The sequence below is a fragment of the Paraburkholderia pallida genome, from assembly GCF_004524855.1.
Classification (GTDB): Bacteria; Pseudomonadota; Gammaproteobacteria; order Burkholderiales; family Burkholderiaceae; genus Paraburkholderia; species Paraburkholderia oxyphila.
Genome location: NZ_CP038151.1, coordinates 1,008,846 through 1,028,963, shown reverse-complemented (window position 1 = coordinate 1,028,963; position 20,118 = coordinate 1,008,846). Strand labels below are relative to the sequence as shown.

At 62.3% G+C, this 20,118-nt stretch carries 17 protein-coding genes; 9 read left to right on the top strand and 8 right to left on the bottom strand.

From position 1 onward, the window contains the following. Positions 1-7: 7 nt before the first annotated feature. The 4 genes from E1956_RS39365 to E1956_RS39350 all read right to left on the bottom strand — a co-directional run bounded on the left by E1956_RS39365 (position 8) and on the right by E1956_RS39350 (position 3,424). Positions 8-757 carry an SDR family NAD(P)-dependent oxidoreductase gene (locus tag E1956_RS39365; protein ID WP_134758717.1) on the bottom strand — a complete coding sequence of 250 codons (750 nt, stop codon included), beginning with the start codon at positions 755-757 and terminating at the stop codon, positions 8-10. Positions 758-810: 53 nt separating this feature from the next. Then, positions 811-1,656 carry an alpha/beta fold hydrolase gene (locus tag E1956_RS39360; protein WP_134758716.1) on the bottom strand — a complete coding sequence of 282 codons (846 nt, stop codon included), beginning with the start codon at positions 1,654-1,656 and terminating at the stop codon, positions 811-813. 210 nt (positions 1,657-1,866) lie between these two features. Beyond that, positions 1,867-2,613 (bottom strand): SDR family NAD(P)-dependent oxidoreductase, encoded by a 747-nt coding sequence (locus E1956_RS39355; RefSeq protein ID WP_134758715.1) that lies wholly within the window; start codon positions 2,611-2,613, stop codon positions 1,867-1,869. A 64-nt stretch (positions 2,614-2,677) separates the two neighbouring features. Beyond that, on the bottom strand, positions 2,678-3,424 hold the full coding sequence (locus E1956_RS39350; RefSeq protein ID WP_134758714.1) for an SDR family NAD(P)-dependent oxidoreductase: 747 nt from the start codon (positions 3,422-3,424) through the stop codon (positions 2,678-2,680). Between the two features lie 169 nt (positions 3,425-3,593). Between E1956_RS39350 and E1956_RS39345 the strand changes: the two genes are divergently transcribed. The 8 genes from E1956_RS39345 to E1956_RS39315 all read left to right on the top strand — a co-directional run bounded on the left by E1956_RS39345 (position 3,594) and on the right by E1956_RS39315 (position 11,915). Continuing rightward, positions 3,594-4,475 carry a LysR family transcriptional regulator gene (locus E1956_RS39345; RefSeq protein WP_134758713.1) on the top strand — a complete coding sequence of 294 codons (882 nt, stop codon included), beginning with the start codon at positions 3,594-3,596 and terminating at the stop codon, positions 4,473-4,475. A 466-nt stretch (positions 4,476-4,941) separates the two neighbouring features. Continuing rightward, a complete protein-coding gene (locus E1956_RS39340) occupies positions 4,942-6,009 on the top strand; it encodes a porin (RefSeq protein ID WP_134758712.1) in 1,068 nt (355 codons plus the stop codon). An 821-nt stretch (positions 6,010-6,830) separates the two neighbouring features. Beyond that, positions 6,831-6,959, top strand: a complete 129-nt coding sequence (locus E1956_RS47450; RefSeq protein ID WP_256377815.1) for a hypothetical protein — start codon at positions 6,831-6,833, stop codon at positions 6,957-6,959. A 170-nt stretch (positions 6,960-7,129) separates the two neighbouring features. Further along, positions 7,130-8,065 carry a fumarylacetoacetate hydrolase family protein gene (locus E1956_RS39335; protein ID WP_134758711.1) on the top strand — a complete coding sequence of 312 codons (936 nt, stop codon included), beginning with the start codon at positions 7,130-7,132 and terminating at the stop codon, positions 8,063-8,065. Between the two features lie 81 nt (positions 8,066-8,146). Then, positions 8,147-9,178 (top strand): Rieske (2Fe-2S) protein, encoded by a 1,032-nt coding sequence (locus E1956_RS39330; RefSeq protein ID WP_134758710.1) that lies wholly within the window; start codon positions 8,147-8,149, stop codon positions 9,176-9,178. Positions 9,179-9,254: 76 nt separating this feature from the next. Continuing rightward, the gene (locus tag E1956_RS39325; protein ID WP_167760268.1) at positions 9,255-10,109 is read left to right on the top strand and encodes an IclR family transcriptional regulator domain-containing protein; all 855 of its coding nucleotides are present in this window, start codon (positions 9,255-9,257) and stop codon (positions 10,107-10,109) included. 37 nt (positions 10,110-10,146) lie between these two features. Then, on the top strand, positions 10,147-11,472 hold the full coding sequence (locus E1956_RS39320) for an MFS transporter (RefSeq protein ID WP_167760267.1): 1,326 nt from the start codon (positions 10,147-10,149) through the stop codon (positions 11,470-11,472). Then, a complete protein-coding gene (locus tag E1956_RS39315) occupies positions 11,469-11,915 on the top strand; it encodes a VOC family protein (protein WP_134758707.1) in 447 nt (148 codons plus the stop codon). Before E1956_RS39320 ends, E1956_RS39315 begins: the two co-directional genes overlap by 4 nt. A gap of 515 nt (positions 11,916-12,430) precedes the next feature. Here E1956_RS39315 and E1956_RS39310 read toward each other — a convergent pair. The 3 genes from E1956_RS39310 to E1956_RS39295 all read right to left on the bottom strand — a co-directional run bounded on the left by E1956_RS39310 (position 12,431) and on the right by E1956_RS39295 (position 15,892). Beyond that, complete coding sequence (locus E1956_RS39310) at positions 12,431-14,323, bottom strand: S53 family peptidase (RefSeq protein WP_134758706.1); 1,893 nt, start codon at positions 14,321-14,323, stop codon at positions 12,431-12,433. Between the two features lie 231 nt (positions 14,324-14,554). Continuing rightward, a complete protein-coding gene (locus E1956_RS39305; protein WP_134758705.1) occupies positions 14,555-14,836 on the bottom strand; it encodes a hypothetical protein in 282 nt (93 codons plus the stop codon). 693 nt (positions 14,837-15,529) lie between these two features. Then, positions 15,530-15,892, bottom strand: a complete 363-nt coding sequence (locus E1956_RS39295; protein ID WP_134758704.1) for a translation initiation factor Sui1 — start codon at positions 15,890-15,892, stop codon at positions 15,530-15,532. Positions 15,893-16,473: 581 nt separating this feature from the next. Here E1956_RS39295 and E1956_RS39290 point away from each other — a divergent pair. Then, complete coding sequence (locus tag E1956_RS39290) at positions 16,474-17,502, top strand: hypothetical protein (RefSeq protein WP_134758703.1); 1,029 nt, start codon at positions 16,474-16,476, stop codon at positions 17,500-17,502. 301 nt (positions 17,503-17,803) lie between these two features. Here E1956_RS39290 and E1956_RS39285 read toward each other — a convergent pair whose 3' ends face one another. Then, entirely contained in the window at positions 17,804-19,861 is a 2,058-nt protein-coding gene (locus E1956_RS39285; RefSeq protein ID WP_134758702.1) for an FUSC family protein, read from the bottom strand. Between the last annotated feature and the right edge of the window lie 257 nt (positions 19,862-20,118).

The window sequence follows — 20,118 nt, the reverse complement described above, 5'->3', positions numbered from 1 at the left end:
CCGGGTATCAGAGCTTCGAGCCGCCATCGACACGCAGCGTGTCGCCCGTCACCCAGCGCGCCGCATCGGATGCGAGGAACAGGGCCGCGCCTGCGATGTCGTCGGGCTGCGCCACGCGCTTGAGGGCCTGCATGCCGAGCGTGTAGTCCCGGCCGGCATCCGTCTTGGCGAAGTTCGACATGTCGGTCTCCACCACGCCCGGCGCGACGGCGTTCACGCGGATGCCGCGCTCGCCCAGCGATGCGGCGAAGTGCTTGACCAGGGTGTCGACCGCGCCCTTGCTCGCGGCGTAGGCCGACAGATTGCCAACCGGGCTGCGGGCGGCAAGCGAGGACAGCAGAACCACGCTGCTGCCTTCGCCCAGCACAGGCAGCAGTTGCTGGACCAGGAAGTACGGGGCGCGCACGTTGACGGCGAACAGGCGGTCGAAGTCGTCGACGGTCGTTTCCGCAATGGGCGAGGCCTTCGAGATGCCTGCATTCGCAACGAGTATGTCCAGGCGTTCGCCGACCAGCGCGCGTACCTGGCGCGCCAGTTCGTGCGGGCCGCTCGCCGTGCTCAGGTCTGCCGCGACCTTCTCGGCCGAACCGCCCGACGCTCGGATCGCCTCGACTACGGCGTCCGCAGCCGGTTCGGCGCTGCTGAAATGCACGAGCACGCGCGCGCCTGCTGCGGCCAGGGCGAGGGCGGTGGCGCGGCCGATGCCGCGCGAAGCGCCGGTGACGAGTGCGGTCTTGCCATTAAGATTAGTACTCACGATTAATGCTCCTTGAGTTGCACGTCAAAAGTGTGGGTGTAGCGGCTTACGGCTCAGGAAAGGAAACGGGAAACGTCTGCCACGAAGCGCTCGGGGTATTGATAGAGCGAGCCGTGATTCGCATCCGGATAGATGACGAGCTGCGCATTCGGAATGTGCTGGCGCAGGATCAGCGAGTTGACCGTGTAGATGATCACGTCGTTGTCGCCGTTCACCACCAGGGTCGGCTGGCCGAGCGCCTGCAGGTAAGCGTACGGGTTGTCTTGCGGCTTGCCCCATTTGGCGAGTGCGGCGAGCTGGGCCGGCGCCACGGTTTCGTTGGCGGCCGGGTCGCGGCCTTCCGTGCGACGGCGAAAGCGTTCGAGAAACGCATGCCCGGCCGCCTGGCTGGCTTCGGAGGGCGAGAAATGCACGCGCAGCCAGAGATGGTCCGGTTCGGCATAGGTTGCGCCGAAAATTTCCTCGGCTTCGGGCGTCAGCGAGTCCATGGCTTCTCCGCTGCGCGGGCCGGTGCCGACGAGGATCAAGCGGCGAACCAGCGCGGGCTGTGCAATGGCGAGCGTCTGGGCAATCAGGCCTCCCATCGAGAAGCCCAGCACATCGACCTGCTCGAGGCCGAGTGCACGGATGAATGCAGCCGCATTGGCGGCCATTTCCTCGATCGACTCGGGCACGCTGCCCGAACTGCTCGAAATACCGGCGTTATTGAACAGGATGACCTCACGTCCTGCGGCGAGGCCATCGGTCACGGCGGGATCCCAGTGATCCATCGTGCCCGTGAAGTGGATGTTCATGACGAGCGGAACGCCCGTGGGATTGCCGAAGCGGCGAAAGGCGAAGCGGATGCCGTTTGCCTCGACGTACTGCGTCGGCGCGGTGTGGTGGCTATGGCGGGTCATGATCGTCGTCCTTGCAGATGGGAGTTGAGGATTCGCTTTCCGGTATGTCTGAGATGCATGGGGCGCTGTTCTTTCACTTCATTTACGCGCCTGAAGATTTCGCGCGGCGCTGCCTGTTGATGGGTAATGTAGGCGCTCGCCGGCAACAGGAAAAAGACTTTGTAGGCAAGCGGCCATGCCTCGCGGATATGGGAGATGCATCCCGCGTGTTCAGGCGGTCCTGCCGCCGTTGACGCGCAGGATTTCACCGGTCATGTAGCTGGCCTTGCCCGATCCGACGAAGACGATGGCCTCGGCGATTTCCTCGGGGGTTCCGGCGCGTTTGAGCGGGACGCCCGAGAGCATGGCGGCCTTGCGCTCGCTGCTGCCGGTCAGCCGCGTGAGCATCTCCGTGTCGATGGGGCCGGGCGCGACGGCATTGACTCGCACCCCGGACGCGGCCGCTTCCAGCGCCGCGGACTTTGTAAGGCCCTCGACAGCATGCTTGCTGGCCGAATACAGGGACATGCCGGCCGCACCGCGCAGACCCATCGTCGACGACACGTTGACGATGCTGCCGCGTTGCTGCGCCGTCATCACGCGCAGTTCGTGCTTCATCGCGAGCAGGGTGCCGAGCACGTTGGCATCGAAGACGGCGGCATAGCGCTCGGGCGTTTGCTCCGTGAGCGGGCCTGATTCGCCCTCTACGCCGGCCGCGTTGACGGCGATGTCGAGTTGACCGAAGCGCGCGAGGGTGCGCTCGATGAGCGCTTCGACCTGCTCTTCGTAACGAACGTCCGCCTGGATGAATTCGGCTTCGATACCGGTTGCGCGCAGTTCCTCCGCGAGCTTCTCGCCGACTTCCACCTTGCGGCCGGCAAGCACGACGCGCGCCTTGTCGCGTGCGAAGGCCAGGGCCGTGGCGCGGCCAATACCGGACAGTGCGCCGGTGACGAGGACGACGGGTGCGTGATTCATGTTGCTTCTCCTGGTTGGTGAGGAATTTGGGGTTGCCGATACGGCAAGGTCGCGGTCGGCGCGTCTACAGCTGCGAGCCGCCATCCACACGGAGCGTCGTACCCGTCGTCCATCTGGCCTGGTCGGACGCCAGGAAGACGATCGCCGCGGCAATGTCCTCGGGTTCCGCAAGCCGTTTGATGGCTTGCAGCCCGAGCGTCATGGCGCGGCCTGCCTCGGTGCGCGTGAATCTCGACATGTCGGTTTGCACGACGCCGGGGGCGACCGCGTTCACGCGGATGCCGCGCGGCCCCAGGTCGGCTGCGAAGTGGCGCACGAGCGTATCCACGGCGCCCTTAGTGGCCGCGTAGGCCGACAGCTCGCCAACGGCCGCGCGGGCCGCGAGCGACGAAAGCAGCGTGACGCTGCTGCCCTTGCACATGATCGGCAGCAGTTGCTGAACGAGAAAATACGGCGCGCGAACGTTGACGGCGAACAGTTCGTCGAAGTCCGCGACGCCGGTTTCCTCGAGCGTGGCGGCCTTCGCGATGCCCGCGTTGGCAACGAGGATGTCGAGCCGTTCGCCGACGATGGCCCGGACCAGCCGCGCGAGCCTGTGCGGCCCGTCCGGTTCCGCGAGGTCTGCCTGAATGGCATGGGCACGGCTGCCCGACGCAGCGATTTCGGCGACGACGCCCTCGGCTTCACGTGCGCCGCGGCCATAGTGAACGATGACCTGAGCCCCGGCCTGCGCGAGCGCCAGCGCAGCGGCTCGTCCGATGCCACGGGAAGCGCCCGTCACGAGCGCGGTCTTTCCGGTGAGGGTCTTCATGATCGGGTCCTTCCAGCAGATGGCTGACGTTGAGGTGAGCGATGAGGTGAAAGACGGTTTCGTTCGCCTGATGGAACCGAACGATAGTTGCCGCTTGCCCGGGAGAAAAAGACTTTGTAAGCTGGTAGCCATACCTGAGAGGCATGGCTACTGGTGAGGGACTGCGCGCATGGAACTGCGTCACCTGCGTTATTTCGTGGCTGTGGCGGAAGAGGGCAGCTTGACCGTCGCGGCGGAGCGCCGGCTGTACACGTCCCAGCCGTCCCTGAGCCGGCAGATCCGCGACCTCGAGTACGAAGTGGGTGCGCAACTGTTCGTGCGCAGCGCGCGTGGCATCGAGCTGACCGATGCCGGCAAGGCATTTCTCGACCACGCGCGCCTGGCGCTGGCGCAGGTGGACGCGGCGTGCGAGGCCGCGCGGCGGGCAGCGCGGCCGTTGAAGCCGACGTTTGCGGTCGGCTTCCTGAGCGGCCAGGAAGTGACCTGGCTTGCTGAAGCGACGCGCGTGCTCGCGAGCGATCTGCAGACGCTCGAGATGACGGTTTCGAGCGAGCATTCCCCCGATCTCGCGGAGGGCCTGTCCACCGGCCGGCTGGATGTCGCGTTCATGCGTGCCGAAGCCAACCGTCCCGACCTCGAGTACGTGACGGTCGCGCGCGAGCGTTTCGTCGTGCTGATGCCGAGCGACCATCGCCTGGCGGCCTTCGACGAGATCGACGTGCACGAACTGGCGAACGAGCGGTTCATCGGCGGCTCGGACGTGGCCGGGCCCATGCGCCGCGCGATCGAAAACTATCTGACGGCTAACGATGTTGCGATCGAGCCTGCGCACCGCGTCCACAACCTGACGATGGCGATGTCGCTGATCGCTTCGACGAGGGGCGTTGCATTGCTGCCCGCCTATGCGGAGAAACTCCTGCCCTGGTCGGTGACGAGCCGGCCGCTCAAGGGCGAAGCGCCGACGATCGAACTGGTGGTCGGTTATAACCGGAACAACCGCTCGCCGATCCTCGCGACCTTTCTGTCGCGTATCGATCAGATTCGGCAATAGGCATGCGATGCGTCGGGCAGGATCATTTCCGTGAAAATTACCGTGTGAATTAATAAGCTTAACGAATCAATCGATTCATCTATAGATAGCGCCTTTCTGGACCTGAAAACGTCGCTGGCAGGGCGCAGCAACGGTGCTTCGATACCGGTTGCGGCTCAACCGAGCCGCCTGGATTTGCGCAGGGTGCCTCGGATCGACGTCGCAATGACGTGCCTGTCTTGTCCGGCTACCGGACGAATCTGGAATTCGCCTTGAGGAGGTTTTCGCCTGCTCGTAGAGTGGATTCACGCCCACAGACAACGCCAAGCGGTCCTCAAGGTCGCTGAAGACCACGCGTTCGAGTTCGTTCCGATCTTTGTGCCAGGGCCTCGACGCCACTGGCCGCAATATCGGCGGCATCGGGGCGATCACACACCGGGCGCATGTGACATGACGCCGGACATAAAAAAATTCACGGAGACTTTCAATGAAAAAGCAGCTCGCAATTGCGGTTGCGCTGGCGATGCCGTGCCTTGCGCACGCACAAAGTACGGTTACCTTGTACGGATTGATAGACACAGGGATTAGCTATGTGTCGAATGCTGGCGGCAAGAGCGAGGTAATTGCCAACGACGGCATCATCCAGCCAAGCCGTTTCGGATTTCAGGGCAAGGAAGATCTGGGCGGCGGCACCAAGGCGATTTTCACGCTCGAGAATGGTTTTTCGCTGAATACGGGCGCCGATTCGCAAAGCGGGCTGATGTTCGGACGGCAGGCGTTCGCGGGATTGAGCAACGCGAAGTGGGGTTCGCTCACGTTTGGCCGGCAGTACGACTTCGTCTGGGATTACGTGACGCAGTACTCGCTCGGCTCGAGAATCGGCGCCTATGCGTTCCATCCGGGCGACTACGATCACCTTGGTGGCTCGCTGCGGATCAACAACTCGGTGAAGTATTCGGTGTCGCCGTTCGGCGGCGTCAGCGTGGGGGCGCTCTATGCATTCGGCGCCGATTCGTCGGGTGGCGGCAACGGACGCGTGGTCGCGGCTGGCGCGCAATATTCCGGCGCGATAGTGGGGCTTGCGTTTGCGTATAACAATGTCCACGACATGACGCTTGCGCCGGCCGCACAGATTGGCACTACGCTGGGGCCTTCGTTTCCGTCCGGTACGTTCGTGGCAAGCAACATGCGCAACATCGACGTGGCCGGCAGCGTGACGCTGGGATCGTTTTTGACGCGTGCGCTCTTTACCGATACCAGGATCTCGACGCCGGGTGCTTCGGCGACGATGCGCAGCTATGAGATTAATGAGGTGTTTCAGATTACGCCGACTTTGGTAGCTAGTGCGGGTTATTCGCTGACGAGGATGTCGCCGTCGACCTGGCATGATGTTGCTTTCATTCTCGATTATTTCTTGTCTAAGAGAACGGATGTTTATGTTAGCGCGTCGTTTCAGAACGTTAACGGCGGTGCTCGTGCGGCGTTCCTGACGCTTCCGGCATCGTCGAATGGGCATGAGGCCGCGGCTCGTGCAGGTATCAGAACGCTGTTCTAGATGAGAGTTTTGGAATTGTGATTCCCCGGGGGTGGTGTGGAGCCTTGCGGCGTTGGCCTTAACTTGTATTCGCGGCGGGCCGCGGGCGTTGCCCCTGTGCGGGGCGGCACCTACTTTTCTTTGCAGCCGCAAAGAAAAGTAGGCAAAAGAAAGCGGCTTAAACCGCCAATGTGACGCGGTCCACCACTGCCCTTATTATCGGAGCGGCTCCGGGGCATCCGTCATCTCGCACACTCCGCGTTAGTGACAAAGGGCTCATTCTTCCCGCCACGCGCTACGCGCGGGCGGAAGGGGCTGCAAGGAAAACCGGGCGTGCTCCAGGCGAATGCGCGAAGTTTTGCCGGGCAACTTGGCGATTGCGCAGGAATGGTTCCGGTCGAATATACGGGAGTCCTACTGATATGCGAGATTGCTTCCAATTGAATACGTTGGATTTCTGCGAATACCTGTATATCCCAATGGTTTTTGTTATGCCCCACGGCGCGCGGAGCGCCGCCGGATGGATGAGCCCTTAGTCACTCCGGCGTGAAGCAAGTGGCGACAGACGCCCCGGAGCCGCTCCGATAAACAGGGCAGTGGGGGACTGCGTCACACTGGCGGTTTGAGCCGCTTTCTTTTGCCTACTTTTCTTTGCGGCTGCAAAGAAAAGTAGGTGCCGCCCCGCACAGGGGCAACGCCTGCGGCCCGCCGCGAAAACAAGTTAAGGCCAAGGCCAGCGCCAAGGCCCTACAAACCAATTCTAAATCACGCTCCAAGCGATTCGAGCGGCCCGCATAGCACGGCCTGCGCCGCATTGCATTCCCGCACAGCCGGAAAGATCCATGAAGATCAACGTCACCCACGACATCGTCGGCGGCATACTCGCCGTCCCGTGCTGCGGCAGCTCACACGCACAGCCCGCCGACTCCGGCGAGCCAGACGCCGCAAAGCCGGTCTCAAGCGCCAAGTAGATACGAGCGGCAACTGTCCGCTCACCGGACAAAGCTGAAATGGGCGTTGATGGGCGCCATGCCGCCTCGTAAAGTGAAATCACCCGGATGCGCTGTGGGCCGATAGACCGCTCCGGTTTTCCGGCGGTCGCAAGCACTACGCAGCAGTCAATTCAAGGAAAACGGTCGCTATGGAATTTGCACTTGCCAATCTTTGTACCGTCGACGGCGAACGCGCCGCCGTCGCACTGCCGCACGGCTACTTCCGGCTGGACAGACTAGCCAGCGGTTTCGCCATGAGTCTGCGCGCAGTCGTGAACCGGTGGGACGCGGCCCACCCGCGGATCATCGAGGCTGCGCGGCAATGCGAGACGTTGAGCGCGTCGTCCGCCGCCTATGTATCGAAAGCCGATGCCGAGCTCGCCACGCCGATCCGGTTCCCGAACAAGCTCGTCTGTGTCGGCGCGGTCTACAAAGACCATCTTCGCGAGTTCAATCTGCCCGCGCAGCGCTGGCCGAAGATGCCGATGTTCCTGCGTCCGCCGACCACCTCGATCGTCGGGCCCGGCGCGAAGATTGCGATTCCCCCAGGCACCGCGCAATTCGATTGGGAGATTGAGCTGGCGGTCGTGATGGGGGCGAGGCTCACCGACGCAAATCTCGACTCGGCAAAGGCCGCTATCGCGGGCTATTGTGTCGGCGTCGACTTGACGTGCCGTGATCTGCTCGACCGCGACTCGGCGGCCGGCGTCGATCTCGTTCGCGCCAAGGCGCAGGACGATATGGCACCTGTCGGGCCCGTGCTGATGCCAGCGGCATTCGTTGGTGATCCTCAGCAGTTGGGCCTGCGCCTCTACGTCAATGGCGAAATCAAGCAGAACGGCACCACGGCCGACATGCTCTATTCCGTGTACGAGCAGGTCGCCACCATCAGCCGCTTCATCACGCTCGAGCCAGGCGACATCGTGTTTACCGGCTCCTGCGCGGGCTCCGGCGCGTCGATCGGTCAGTTCCTGAAGCCGGGCGACCGCATTCGCGCGGAGATCGACAAGGTCGGTTGTCTGGAAGTGGAAATTGCCGAGGCGCGCCGGCGTCCGAAAGATTACCAGGAGGTGCTGCCCGCCTGATTCATCAAGCGGCGAGCGGCACTGACGAACAAAGCCCGGTTTCATGCGGGCGGATTGACAAAGACTGTGGTGGAGACAGAGATGGCAGAGCAAACCGTTTTGAACGAAGCCGAAAAGACAGCCGCGCTGGCCGGCGCATGGCGCCGCGGCACGAAGATCGAATTTCGCGGCGAGGACGAGTTTCATCAATGCTGGTATCCGGTCGCGCTATCTTCGGCGGTGCCGAAGGGCGCTCTGATCGGCGCCCCGTTTCTCGATGGCCGCGTGATTGTCTATCGCACGTCCGACGGTGTGGTCCACGTCAAGAGCGCCTATTGCCGGCACCTCGGCGCGGACCTTTCGGTCGGGCGCCTTGTCGACGACAGGATTCAATGCCCGTTCCACTTCTGGCGCTACGACTCGACCGGTGCCTGCACCGAGGTCCCGGCCGGTGACCCGCCGCCGCCCTACGCCAGGCTGTTCAGCTATCCGACGGCGGAGTCGCTCGGCATCGTCTGGGCATTCAATGGCGAAACACCGCTTCATCCGGCGCCGCACTTCGAGCAGGGCGCAAGCGAATCGGCGCTCATGATCGACGCGTTTCGCAATCCGCTGCCGATGCACGTCGACAGTTCGATCGTGTTCCTGAACAGTTTCGACCTTCAGCACTTCCGCGTCGTGCACGGCATGCCGATCGAGGTCGACCTCTCGCAAGTCCGCGAGCACGAAAACACGTTGTCGTACGAGGCACGCGTTAGCACGCCGGAGTTCGGCGACGTGATCCAGATGCGCAAGCTGTGGGGCGTCAACACGGTCACCATCGCAAGCGAGACGAAAGGGCGAAAGCTCTATCTGATGCATAGCCTGTGCCCGGTCGGACCGAACGCCACGCAGGGGTTCCTGGTCAACGCCACGCCTGCCGATTGCGCTTCGGACGGTGAGGGTGAACTGAGGGCGCTGCTCGCGCAGTCGCGCGACTACTCGCTGCGCCTCGTGAACGAAGATGCGCCGATCTTCGATACGCTCAGCTTCCGCCGCGATAATCTGACCGCGTCCGATCGTTTCCTCGCTCACGGCATCCGGTACGTTCGCCAATATCCGCGCGCGCATCCGGGCCGCGAGATGATCCGTTAGCCGCGCCATGTACGTGCTTAACCGCGGGCAAGCCGCATGCGAAAATGGTCCGGCGCCGTCAACCGGATCGACAGCCATGAACTCAGACGCGAAGTCGAAGCGCTCCAGCCACGCCAACGACGAGGCGAGCCTGATGCGCGGGCCGCTCAGAACCATCGCCGTGTTGAGAGCGCTGAACGTGCGTAACGGCGCGACCGTTGCCGAGCTCTCGGCGGCGACCGGCATCTCGCGGCCGGCCCTCTACCGGATTCTGGAAACGCTGCGCTCGGCGGGCTACGTCTCCGTGAATCTGCGCCAGCAGCGCTACTGCCTGACCATGCTCGTGCGTACGCTCGCACAGGGCTTCTCCGATGAAGACTGGGTGACGCAGGTCGCGAGGCCGGTGCTGAGCGCGCTGCAGCGCAAGGTGCTCTGGCCCGTCGATCTCGGGACGTTCATGAACAACGCGATGTGGATTCGCGAGACGACACGTCAATCGAGCCCGCTGACGATCGATCGCGGTGTGGTCGGCCTGCGCTTTCCGATGCTGCAGGGGGCGACGGGCCGGGCGTATCTGGCTTTCTGCGCGGACAACGAACGTGAGCAGATTCTCGCCAATCTCTCGCGCCTGCCCGAGCCTGGCAACGAGATGATCGAGCGGCCCGCCGAGGTCGAGGCATTGCTGCAGCGCACGCGAGAGCAGGGCTACGGCCTGCGATACGGCGAAGAGCCCACGGAAACCGGCGCGATTGCGGTGCCCATCGTCCTTGATGAGCGAATCATCGGCTGCATCAACATGACTTTCATCGCCAGCGCTTTGAGGCCCGAAGAAGCCGCGCGCCAGCATCTGGCCGCGATGCTCAAGAGTGCAAAGAAAATCGCCGCGGGCGTTCTGCAACTGGAGGCAGACGTGAACGATGCATCGCCACTTTCAGGCAAGGACGAGACATGAACGCCACCCACGACCCCTATCGCTGGCGGGAGGCATCATGAGTGCGTTCCTCGACGAACTGCGTGGCGGCTGGCGCGACTTGATCGGCGCCGTCATCGGCTTGGGGCTCGGCATTGGCGCTTATAACCCGGTTTCGAGCTTTTTCTTTCGGGCGCTAGAGCACGAGTTCGGCTGGTCGAAGGCGGCCGCAGCCGTGTCGCTGATCGCGCTACCTGTCACTGCCGCGGTGCTGCCTTTTGCGGGCTTGTTGCTCGATCGCTTCGGCGTGCGCCGCGTGGCGGCGCTTTCGACGATCTGCATGTCGGCGTGCTTCGTGTGGCTCTCGGCCATGAACGGCCAGTTGTGGACGTTCTATGCGGCGTTCATCGTGCTCAATGTGCTCGGCTGCGCAACCGGACCCGTCAGCTATACGCGAACCATCTCGACGCGTTTCAGGAAGTCGCGCGGCACGGCACTTGCGTTTTCGCTGCTCGGCATCGGTATGACCGCGATGATCCTGCCTCCCTTGATCGCCGCCATATTGGCGCACTGGGGATGGCGGGGCGGCTACCGGTTCTTTGCGGCGGCGGTGCTCGTTGGCGGGCTGCTGGCGCTTGCGCTGAGCCGCGGGCCGGTGCAAGGCGCAAGCGCACCCGATACGCTCGCGGGCGACCGGCTCGCGACGGCTGTCACAAAGCGCGCGTTCTGGCTGCTCGGCACGGCGATCTTCGGCTTGAGCGTGGCGTCGCTCGGATTCGTGTCGCAATTCCAGTCCCTCGCCATCGAGAAAGGGCTCGCGCCGGCAACGGCACCCTTCCTGTTGTCGGCGCTTGCCGCATCGGTGCTGGTGAGCCGGCTGGTCATCGGGGGCGCGCTCGATGCTTTGCGTCCGGAGCGAGTCGCCGCGACCGCGCTCTGCCTCGCCGCGCTCGGCATGCTGCTCTGGATGTTCAGCGGCCCGCATGTCGCCACGGCGTTGATCGCGGTCCTACTGATTGGACTGAGCATCGGGGCCGAGCTCGACTTCCTGTCGTTCTTCTGTGCGCGCCTCTTTGGGCTCAGGCATTACGGCGCGGTGTATGGCGGGCTCGCGGCGTTCTTCTATACGGGCATTGCGGCTGGGGGCATCGCATACGGCGTGCTCCATGACCGCACCGGTGGCTATGTCACGGCGCTGGGGATGTCGGCGGCACTGTTCGTCGTCGCCGCGCTGATTTTCCTCACGCTCGGGCCGGCCATGCGCGATGCCGAGCGCGCGCAAGGCGCGCTCGTGGCCGAAGCGCCTGGGCTTTATGCGCGGCTCCGGCAAGCGCTGCGGATGCGTTCGACAGAAGGGCGCTCCCTCGAAACCAACTGTTCTTGTGTAAAAGGCAAAAACCTATGAATCGTCCGTCTATCGCTGGAATTCATCATCTCAAGTTCAATGTGTCGGACCTGGACCGGAGCCTCGCTTTCTATTCGGTGGCGCTGGGCGCGAAGCGCATTCCCGAACTCGATCACAGGCTTCCGGACGGCGAGCTCTTCGCCTATATCCTCGAGATCGATCGCCTCGGCACTTACCTCGAACTGCGCGCGTCGCCGGCTAAAGCGGCGCGTGAGGCAGGGCTCGACCCGGTGACGTTTTCGGTCGAGACGCACGACGATCTGGTTGCGTGGCACGACTATCTGGAAGCGAATGGCATCCCGCATTCTCCGGTCTTTACTGGCGTGACCGGCTGGCTGCTGGCAGCGGAAGACCCAGACGGCCGGCATCTGCGCTTCTATACGCTGGAAACCCATCCCGTGACCACGGCGTTTTCGTCAGACGAGTATTGGCTGGGCGTGTAAAGGTCGTTTTCAGTCGTCAAGACCAGAAGTGTCCTGGTCGAGATCGGCCAGGGAGCGTGGCGCGGATGTGCGGCAGGGCACTGTCCGGTACCCGGAAAACGATGATCCTTGAATGGACGTGCGCTTTACGAGATGCGCCGAAGTCGCAGAATTCGGTGCAGGAGCGGTCGTCTTTCTCTCAAGGAGCGCGGCTACCATGAGCACAATCGTCATTGCCAAATTTTGGCCAGTCATTATCGGCGTAGGCGGAATTTCTGGCGTCTTGCTGCTAGGCTGGGTCAGAACGAAGTACCCAGGCACAAAAGGCCATAGGCACATAAGCCACCGGTAGGCGCGCTGAAGGTTTGGACTACGTAGTGTCGATGGCGATTGTCGGCCAGATTCCGGTCGTTCGAAACGGCACGTTGGATGGCTCTTGAAATGAGAAAGCCCGGCCGGTGAGATTCACACCGGCCGGGCTTTTTAAGGTTCTCCGCCGCGCGGCGAGCGCGCTTGACCGCTATCGCCCGTTCAGCTTACGGATTGGTCGCCGTCTGCGGCACGCCGGCCGCCGGGTACTGCGTCATGTGGAACAGCTTGCGCACGTCAGGGCTGCCGTTGCCGTAGACATAGTTGTAGTTGTAGCTCGGGAAGCTGTCGGGCGCGACGCCGTCGTAGCCCGGGTTGTTGCGGTGGTACAGCTGCAGTGCGGCGGGCGCCTGGATTCCGCCGGCCTGCGTCTGCAGCGCGCCGGACAGGTACAGGTAGTAATTGGCATTGCCCAGGCGGTGGTTTCCACTGCCGAGCTGCTGCTCGAACAGCGCCAACGCGCCAACGAACTCGGGCGAGGCCACCGAGGTACCGATGATGCCGAGAAAGCCACCGCCAATGCCCACGCCGTAGGCCGTCATGACGGAGCTGTCGTCGGTGCCGCAACTGAGGGTAGCGGGGGAGACGGGGCAGCCGCCCACTTGCATGCCGACGTCGGGGACCGTGCGCCAGTTGCTCGAGCCCGTGTTGGCCAGGATCTGGTACAGCGGCCTCGAGAATACGGCGCTCACGCCGCCGCCCGCGCCCCAGGCGCCGCCGGAGACGTTGACGCCGCGGCCCCACGGGTCGTATGGGGCCTCCGGATCGTTGTAGGCGCTCTCGCGCACATATTTGGAGTTCAGCGACGGCGGCGCGCTCGCCGTGACGAGGTTGCCGCCGCCGACCGCGGTGACGGCCGGGTCGGCCGCCGGTGTGCTGACGCTGGGCACGAAGACGGGCGCCGCGCCGCCGTCGACGTAGGCGGTGCTGGGGCATTCGAGGCCCGACGAGTCGCCCGAACTGGCGACGAAGGTGATGCCCTGGGCGTTGCCCTGCAGGAATAGATCGTGTTTCGCCCGCAGCAAGTAGGTGTAGTCGGTACCGGAGTTGTACGCCGCCGTATACGACAACTCGCAGCCGCCGAACGACGAGTTGACGATGTCGTACTTGTTCGAGTCGACGATGTACTGGTATCCGTCGATGATGCTCAGGTTGCTCAGGTTCGGGATGCTGACCAGCGTCACGTTGGCGCCCGGCGCGCCGCCCAGCACCTGCTGCACATCGAGGCTGGCCTCGACCGAGCCGTAGCCGTTCTGCACGCCACCGCCATCGACCAGGACGGTGGTGACGCCGGGTGCCGCCTTGCCGGTGATCGCGGTGAAATTCTCGTGGTCGAACATGGCCTTCACGTCGCCCGGGAAGATCAGGTCGGCCATCAGCACGGCCACACTGACGCCGGTGCCATCAGTCGCGGCGCTCCAGGCCGGGTAGTCGTAGGCCTGCTTCAGGTCGGTGAACCAGTACGAGCCGGTGGCGCTATAGCGGTTGTCGGTGGAGGGCAGCTGCGCATTGTCCCGCATATGCGCGTTGACGTGGTGGTCGGGGACGGGTGACAGTCCGACGACGTACAACTCGATGCCGGCGAGTTCGCCAGGGATCTGCAACGCCTGGTGCGCCTGGAAACGCGTGTGCGACTGCTGGGTGACCTTCTCCAACGGCGCGCCGAATGTCTGTGTGACCGTGGCCGCACTGCCTCGCACGCGCACGCCGTGAGCGTTGCTGGATACGATGGTCAAGCCGCGGGCGGCTAGTGCGGACTTGACGGCCTCGATGTCGGCCGGGTTCGGGCCGAACTGCGCCAGGAAATCGGCTGGCCGCAGCCATTGGTGATATTGCGGCGAATTCGGGTCGTGCAGCCTGGCGAGCAGGGCCTCGAGCTTGTCCGTATGCCGCAGTGGCAGGTAGACACCGAAGTCGACGACGTCCTGAGGGGACGCGGCGGCCACGATGGCCTTGGTGTCGGTTTGGGTAGTGGCCAGCGCGGGCGCCGATAGCGCGGACTGGCTGACGACGAAACTGCCGGCGCACAGGCACGCCGCCGATAACATGCTGAGTCGCATGATCAACTCCGTTTAGTGAGAGCAGGTTTTCGAACATTCGTGGCCAGCGGCCTTTACCCGAAATGCGGAAAGCCCTCCGGCCTTCGAGTAAACAAGAATCGGCGTGGTTTTCTTTTAGAGTAATGTCTTCCGAAGCCGTACCGCTATTGCAAAATCAACGCCAATGCGAACAACCGTCTGAATCAAACGGATAAATTAATGCACCCGGATCAATCAGAAAAATCTGTTTGGTCAGGCTTGTTTTGGACTTGAAACGAGGGGAGCTTTCAGCCCGTCGAGAATATACCGACGCGTGAAAATTTCCGTTGGAGCTGGATTTTGCGCGAAGGCACCGCGCCGCGCGAAGATGCCTGTATAGACCGCCACGAGCTTCACACTGCCTCCTGACGTCATTTTGCATGACACGTCGGCATCAACAAACTTATCGAGCCAGTTATCACTAGCGTCAGCAAACATTATTGATGCAAGGGGCGCGAGAAAGAGTGTATTTAGGATGACCACGTATCGTTTCATGGCACATGCTCATGAAGGATGCAAGCTTTCTAAAAATTTCGTTCTTAACGCTCTGCAAGGCAGCAGACTATCCCGAGTATTCGTGGCGATATGTGCGCTCTCGCACGAACCGCGCGGGAGAAATTGAAAGTGGGGCGTAGATCGACTGCTCGAGTGGCGGCCAGCTTGGGCACGATCTGGGGCATGTCGCCGATAATGTCCTGCATGCCTGGCATTGCCAGACCTGTGTCTCGCTCACCGACAAGGTACAGGCGGGAACCTCGACGAGCAGGCCCTCAAAGGCCGATTGCACTTCCCATTTGCGGTCGAGGTTGCGGTAGTCATTCAATCCACCGCGAAAGCCGGAAACGTTGAATGCTTGCACAAACTTGTCAAGGTCGGTGGGTGCGAGCCAGGCCGGCAACAAAGGCGGATCAATCAGAGCGTCAAGGAGGCAAGCATCGCGCGCCTGGGCGGTAGCGATTTGCGGCGTGAATGTGTGTCAGCTTCCAGCCCGCAAGCGGCCGTCGGTGCGGCCGTAAGATCTCAACTCTTCACAATCGTCAGCCAAGACCGATAAAAAGGCGGACGTTTTCTGTATCCGCCTGCACGGTCGCGCGGCATTCTGCCATTCATTGATTGCAGATGGTCGACTGATGGTTCGTGGCCGCACGCGGTCCATCAAACTCATCGCGTCGCCGCTCATTAAGGCAATTAGCCCCCGGCCCGCTTCGCGCTGTGGCCGTCCTTTCTGAGCGCTTCGATGATCCGCTCGCAATGGTCACCCTGTACTTCAATCACGCCATCCTTGACCGTTCCGCCAGAACCGCAGGCCGTGCGCAACTGCTTGCCTAACAAGACAAGGGCAAGAGGATCGAGCGCCAGCCCTTTAACGATCGTCACGCTTTTCCCGCCCCGGCCCTTGGTCACGAGAGTCACTCGTACCACGCCATCACCTACCGGTAGTGTCTTGGCGACCGTCTTGCAGACACATTGCGTGAGCACCTGCCTGCATTCGGGACACATCCGCCCGCCATCGGTGGAATAGACAAGGCCACTTTTTGAACTACTCTTCATAATTAGCTTGCTCGAAGACTCTGAGGTCGGGAATCGGGGCGAGTTTAGCAGGTGTACATCCGCAAGCGCTTCTGGCCAGGTTCGGTATCGTGCCGAACTTCCGGCGTCGACCGCGAACTGTCGTTCGCCGTGTCATTATGCTCGCGAGCGACGCATACCAGGTACGCCGACGGCCGATCCGCGCAACTGTCACGGATGCTACTGACGACGGAGCAGGTGCACACGAGCACCGTTTCTGTTTTGTCGGACCGACGACGGTAGATGTTTCCCAACGGTGGCCGCCGGAAGCAAGCGGCAGCTGCCCTTCTGTGCCGTCGCCCGCGCGGCGACACGGTTCGCTGCGACCGTGCCCGCAAAAGGGCTTTGGACAGCGCAACCGCATCCCTGCGCAGCCGTTTCTTGACAGGTCAAGTCTCCCGTTCTACGTTTCTTGTCGACTGGCCACGAACCGCGGTGGCGCCTGAGCGCGATCGACGGGAGCGCCGGTGTACTCCGGGCTCGCCCCATGGTTCGCATGAGTTTCCTCTAACGCTTGTCCAGGTGTTCGTCGTCGCGCGCGTGATAGCGCATGAGGTGCTGAAATGGAAACAGTCCATGAACTTGTCATGCTGATTCCGGGCATGGCCAGAAGCGTTCGCGAACACTACGCAACCCGTCTTTCCGATGGCATCGAAGGTTTCCTTGAAACGCACCACGAGTCCGTCGAATCGTTTCATCGAGTCGGAGGCGAGGGTAGCGACCGCACACGATTCGATATCCGGCTTAGAAACGGTCAGCACAAGATCATCGATATCCTCGAAATCTTTTGGAACGATCTCAGGCCACCCCTCGACTCGTCTTCGGTTCCCTTTCTCGGGAGCCTTCTCCTCCGGTATTGGCTTAGCCTTCGCCACTGGCGAGCGATACCGCCGACGTCCAGATCACTGCAGCGGGCTTTCTGCTTTGGGGCCCTGTTCCTGGTCGTTTGGTACCTGTTGACGTTGCTTGCCCTTATTCAAATCGCCCAGCTTTTCTCGTTGATCTTGCCGTCGCACGTTGAAAACGTCGCGGGATGGCTATGGGTGGGCGTCACGAGTCTGCTCGCATCGGGCTTCGTCACGTCCAACATCGACGGCTCCTATGCGGCTTATTGCTATCTGAACAACCGCGGGGGGTTTTGCGATCGAGTACGGCGGCGCGTCGTCAACGCCTTCTGGGAGATAAGCCCGCAGTTGGCCGGCTACGAACGTATTACGTTGCTCGCGCATAGTTTCGGCAGCGCAGTTGCAGTCGATGCAGTCGCCCGGATCGCGGTCGACACAGACGTTGCGCCGCCGCTGCTGCCTTTCGATTTCGTCACCGCCGGCAGTCCTTTGGAATTTCTGATGTCTCGCGAACCCGTATATGAACAGAGAATACAGCGCTGCATAACCTCGGCACTCGTCAGGCGTTGGATCGACTTTTACGCGTTGACCGACTCGCTATGCAGCAAGGTGCCACTCGCAGACGAACCGAAGTGCTCGCACGAGGGCATCGAATTGGGATATTCGGAATTTGAAGCCTTCCTGGGCCTTGCGCACGACGCCTATTTCGAGCATCCGCGAGTGCTCGAGGCCGTGCTTGCTTTGTGATCGACCGCGACCATGCGGCGCTCCGTTGCCCCCTCAGCGCGGCTCAACGAACGTCCGCGCAAGACACTAAACTTCGATACACCGGCTGAACGATTCCATCTAGCTGTTGCATCGACCGGTTGAATCCGCCGCCCTCTCCAGTCATACGTGATTCCGCGAGGCAGGACGCCGGCTCCAGCGCAACAACAGTCGCCCACGCTGTCATCTCGGTCCGAAGCTAGCGATGGACGGAGTCGTTGCCTGTACCGTTTCAGAAGCAGATTCACATGGCGTGAGCTGCGGGACGATAACTGCTCCCCGGTCAGGAACCGTCGTCGGGTTTCGCCCCTGGCAACAGCGACAGCCGGAGTCCGATGAGCGCATGCAGTGCACCTTTGCGCAGTTTGTAGCCTGGCGCAACTGGAGCGGCGACGAAGTCGGCCATGATCCACGCCATGGCGGCATCGATGTCGACTGCAAGCGTGGGCGGCACGGGTTGCCGCTTGCCCGATTCGAAGCATCGTTCATAGTGCGACCGCACGTCGTCGAGCACCCGATTCAACACGACCGGCAATTCTCCAGAAAACTTGCCTGAGAGCCTGCGCAGGTCGAGTGTATTGAGCGCAATACGCATGTCGCGCAGGCTTTCGGTTGACGGGTGCTTGTAGTCCTCGCTCGGTGCCACGCGCGGAATGAGCTGCACGAGCCGGTCGAGCATGCGCGCGTTCAGATCGCGCTGCTGATCGCGCGACAATGCGGACCCGCTCAACACGACATCCCTCCAGCTGGACCGGGTCAGTCGCGCCGTCGCGGCATCCGTTCCGAACGGACGGATGACCCCTGTCATCGCCGAAGCGAAAATGACGCCGGCCAGTCCCGCGAGATTGCCGTTCAGGAAGCTCAGAATGTTGGCGTCATAGACGCTGTCGATTCCAAGAAAGGTTGCGCTCGTCAACGCGACGAGCGTTGATATCAACGCCCATTTCGGACGAGACATCAACAGTCCTAGAGGAATGAACAGGAACGAGAAGAAAATGACCAGCAAAGGGAATTCCTGGCCACTCGGCAACACGACAAATAGATAGAACGCTGAAATGACGACGCCCATCGTCGCGCACTTCAGGAAAGTGAGCATCATCGGCACAGGCTCGTCGAGCGCAGCGAAAAAGCAGACGCCGATGGCGCCCAACGACACCGCCGCCGCGCCGTCCTGCCAACCCGAAGCGATCCACAGGCACGACGAGACGAAGATGACCAGCGCCGCCGAGCCAGCGGAGAACAGGGCAAGGCCATGGTCGAGAAAAGCGTGGCGCGTGCCGATGCGCCAGTGACGAAATCGCGGCCTCCAGTGCCCTCGTTCGTGAACGATGATACGGCGCAGCGTCCGGCAATCGACCCATAAATCGACCAGTTGCCGCAAGCGCCAGAGCGCGCTGGATAACAGTGCAGTCTGCCATGTCGTCAGTTCGTGGCGGGCCGGATCCAGTTGCGCAATACGCGTCCGGAATGACGGTGCCTCGCGCTCGGGGTCCTCGCCGAGCGGCTCGTCCATCCAGCGCCCAATATCGCGCAGCAGTTCGACGAATCCCGCAGGAGTGGCAAGGCCCGATTTCTGCGTGGCAGCGTGTATGGCCGCGAGTACGTCCGCGAGCGCCGAGGTGATGGGCAGGATCAGTTGCATCCGGCCTTGCAGTTGCTCGCTGCGAGCGAGAATCGCGGGGCTGACATGATCGTAAGCCAATTGGCTCAACAGGAATTCGAAGCCGCGGACACTCGAGGCCATCCTCTGGCGGCTTCCCGAAGCAAGCGCTCCCGCAACCCGCCCAGCCAGCGATTCTTTCGCGTAAATAACGGCCTCGCCGAACCACGAGTCGGTTCGCTCGATCAGCGTTGGCGCGAGCCGGTTCGGGAAAACAACGCTGCCGACGATGCTCGCGCAGACGATGCCAAGCGTGATTTCTTCGGTTCGCGCCACTGCCACATCGAAGATACTCAACGGGTTCGACAATGCCGGTAGCGCAATGACGGACAGCGAATAGCTGGCGAGCAGAAAAACGTAATTGCGTGCGGCTCGCGTCGAGATTGAAATGTACACAAAGACGCCGGTCCATAACGCTATCAGCGCACTCAACAGATAAGGCGTCTGTGCGAAAGGCGGCACGAGGGCAACCGAGGCGACCGCGCCAAGGGCAGTGCCGATCGCGCGATAAAGCGCCTTCGACCGTGTCGCGCCGACGAACGGGTTCGACACGATATAGACCGACGCCAGCGCCCAGTACGGTCTCGAAAGGTCGAAGTAGAACGCGATGTAAAGCGCGAGCATCCCTGCGAAGAAGGTCTTTAGAGAAAAAATCCAGTCGCGTAGCGAGGGGAAATTCATCGGAATAATCGCGTGGGAGAACAGTCTCTCGGCCGGCAAACCGGTCGGGCCCGCAATGGGGCGACCGACATTGTGCTACGTTCCGCCAAAATCCGCCTGGTGCCGGCACATGGGCCCGGGTGAGTCTTCTTTCAGCTGCCGAGCCCCGTACGGATCGGTAGAGAACGCTCGGGTAACCGGCAGCGTTTCATAAGAGGGCGAGAGACGTTTGAGTGTCCATAGCAGCACGTCGGCGAACGGCTGGAGTCGGCCGAGAA